Below are 2729 nucleotides of genomic sequence, written 5' to 3' on the forward strand. Positions count from 1 at the left end.
GGTCATGACACATAAGTTAAGCCCTTGATGTGCTGGTTGGGGAGACCGATAAGAGGGTTGTTTTACGCGTCGGTAGTGACTCTGCATCCTCAATTTGAACGAACTCGGTAAAAATCGGTCGCAAGGCGGCGTACGGATCGGGTAAAAGCCGAGCTCTGTACGGGTTACCGGTGGTTGACGCACGGTTGACGAGAGGTCGCGCGCGAGGGTGTCGGCGGCTGGCGTGGGCCTCCCGGGGGTCCGGGTAATAGGTTGGTCATGAACGGGACGGCGGCCGGGCCGGACGTGGCGACTTGCGATGGGGGCGGACATGACAATGCCTAAGGGATCGAATGTTCCCGTGCCGGCACCTGCCGTGCGGATCGAACTGGGGTGGGCCTCGGGAGCGGGCGTGCCGGACGCCGACGCGTCGGCGCTGCTGCTCGCCGGTTCCGGGAAGGTCCGCTCGGACGACGACTTCATCTTCTACAACCAGGCGGTCCACTCCTCCGGCGCGGTGCGCCACGAGGGCAAGAAGACCGACGGCGGCCGGGTGACCGACGCGCTCCTGGTGGACCTCGCGCGCGTGGAGCCCGCCGTCGAGACCGTGGTGCTCGCCGCCTCGACGGACGGCGGCACTTTCGGCCAGGTTCCCGGTCTCTTCGTCCGGGTCGTCGACGCGGCGAACGGCGCCGAGATCGCGCGCTACGACAGCGAGGACGCGACCGTGGAGACGGCGTTCGTCCTCGGCGAGCTCTACCGCCGCCAGGGCGCGTGGAAGTTCCGCGCCGTCGGACAGGGATACGGCAGCGGCCTGCAGGGGCTGGCCACCGACTACGGCATCACGGTGGACGAGCCGCAGCAGGCGCCGCCCGCTCCGGCCCCGGTGCAGCCCCCGCCGGCTCCCGCGCCCCCGGCGGCTCCGGCAGCCCCCGTCCAGGCACCGCCGCCCCCCGCCCAGGCGCCCGCCGCCGCATCCGGCACGCCGGTCCGCCTGACCAAGGTCACGCTCACCAAGGAAGCGCCGACCGTCTCGCTGACCAAGCAGGGCGGCACCTCCGGGGCGATGCGCGTGAACCTCAACTGGGAGGTGCGCAAGCAGTTCAAGGGCTGGGCCAGCAAGCTCGGCCGGGCCGTGGCGATGCACGCGGACCTCGACCTCGACCTGTGCGCCCTGTACGAACTGGCCGACGGCCGCAAGGGCGTCGTGCAGGCCCTGGGCAACGCCTTCGGCTCGCTGGACCAGCCCCCGTACGTCCTGCTCGACGGCGACGACCGCACCGGAGCGGTGGCCAGCGGCGAGAACCTCACGATCAACCTCGACCACATCAACGACTTCCGGCGCATCGTCATCTTCGTGACGATCTACGAAGGCGCGCGCAGCTTCGCCGACCTGAGCGCCACCGTGACCCTGCAACCGCAGCACGGCGCCTCCATCGACTTCTCGCTCGACGAGTGCACGGTGCCCTCCACGGTCTGCGCGCTCGCGCTGATCACGAACAACAACGGCGACCTGTTCGTCCAGCGCGAGGCCCGCTACCTGGTGCCCGAGCGCGGCGTGAGCCCGCAGCGCACCATCGACTACGCCTACGGCTGGGGCATGAACTGGACGCCCGGCAGGAAGTGACTCAGCGCTGCTCGGGAGCGGGATCGGGGCGGGTGTAGGTCCGTCCCTTCCACGCCGCCCCGCGCCCCCTGTAGTGCTGCACCGCCGAATCCACCGTCATGAGGAGATAGAGGAACGCGGTGAACGGCAGCAGGGGAGCGAGCCAGAGAGTCTGCCGGTAGTAGCGCAGCATCGGGATGTACGTCGCCGTCATCACCAGCCACGCGAGGCCGCCGAGCACGGCGGGCGCCGCGCTGCCGCCGGCCAGCCCGGCGGCCAGCGCGAACGGCGGCGCCAGGTAGATCAGGGCGAGCCCCAGGACCGTACCGATCAGGACCAGGGGGCTGTGCCGCAGCTGGGCGTAGGCGCTGCGCGAGACCATCCGCCACAGGTCGCCGAGCCCCGGATAGGGGCGCACGCTGTCGACGCGCTCCGCGAGGCCCAGCCAGATGCGGCCGCCCGAGCGCTTCACGGCTCTGGCGAGCGACACGTCGTCGATCACCGCGTGCCGGATGGAGTCGGGGATTCCCGCGCGTTCGGCGGCCTGTGAGCTCAGCAGGACACAGCCCCCGGCGGCCGCGGCCGTGCGCGAGCCCTGCGCGGCGATCCATCGGAACGGATAGAGCTGCGCGAAGAAGTACACGAACGCCGGGACGACGAGCCGCTCCCACGCGCTCGCGACGCGCAGCCGCGCCATCTGCGAGACGAGGTCGAATCCGGCCGTTTCCGCCGCCGCGACCAACTCCCGCAGGCTGTCCGGCTCATGGGCGATGTCCGCGTCGGTGAGCAGCAGATACCGGGGTGCACGCGCGCGTGCCAGAGCGATGCCGTGCCGCACGGCCCACAGCTTGCCCGTCCAGCCGGGCGGCGGCTCACCCGGTGAACCGACGGTCAGCGCGAGGCCGCCGTGCCGGTCGGCCAGGGACCGGGCCAGTGTGCCGGTGCCGTCCGAACTCCCGTCGTCGACAAGGAAGATCTCGGCCCGCCCCGGATAGTCCTGGGCGAGCAGCGAGGGCAGGCTCTCGGGCAGGACGGCGGCCTCGTCGCGGGCGGGCACGACGACACAGACCGAGGGCCAGGCGTCCGGTTCGCGGCGTGAGGGCAGCCGCAGGTCGGTGCGCCAGAAGAAGCCCTGTCCCAACAG

General features: G+C 71.0%; 2 protein-coding genes. One reads left to right on the forward strand and one right to left on the reverse strand.

The features are described 5' to 3' along the window. Window positions 1-310: 310 nt before the first annotated feature. Window positions 311-1606 carry a TerD family protein gene (locus tag ACQKIP_RS44625; protein ID WP_365859786.1) on the forward strand — a complete coding sequence of 432 codons (1296 nt, stop codon included), beginning with the start codon at window positions 311-313 and terminating at the stop codon, window positions 1604-1606. A gap of 1 nt (window position 1607) precedes the next feature. Here the strand turns inward: ACQKIP_RS44625 and ACQKIP_RS44630 are convergent. Continuing rightward, the coding region (locus ACQKIP_RS44630) for a glycosyltransferase (RefSeq protein ID WP_427745613.1) at window positions 1608-2729 on the reverse strand (1122 nt) is incomplete at its 5' end.

Source organism: Streptomyces sp. NPDC059900 (assembly GCF_050270335.1).
Classification (GTDB): domain Bacteria; phylum Actinomycetota; class Actinomycetes; order Streptomycetales; family Streptomycetaceae; genus Streptomyces.

Bases quoted from the DNA above. Each gene is read 5' to 3' on its own strand.
- ACQKIP_RS44625 (WP_365859786.1), top strand. From the start codon at position 311: ATGACAATGCCTAAGGGATCGAATGTTCCCGTGCCGGCACCTGCCGTG.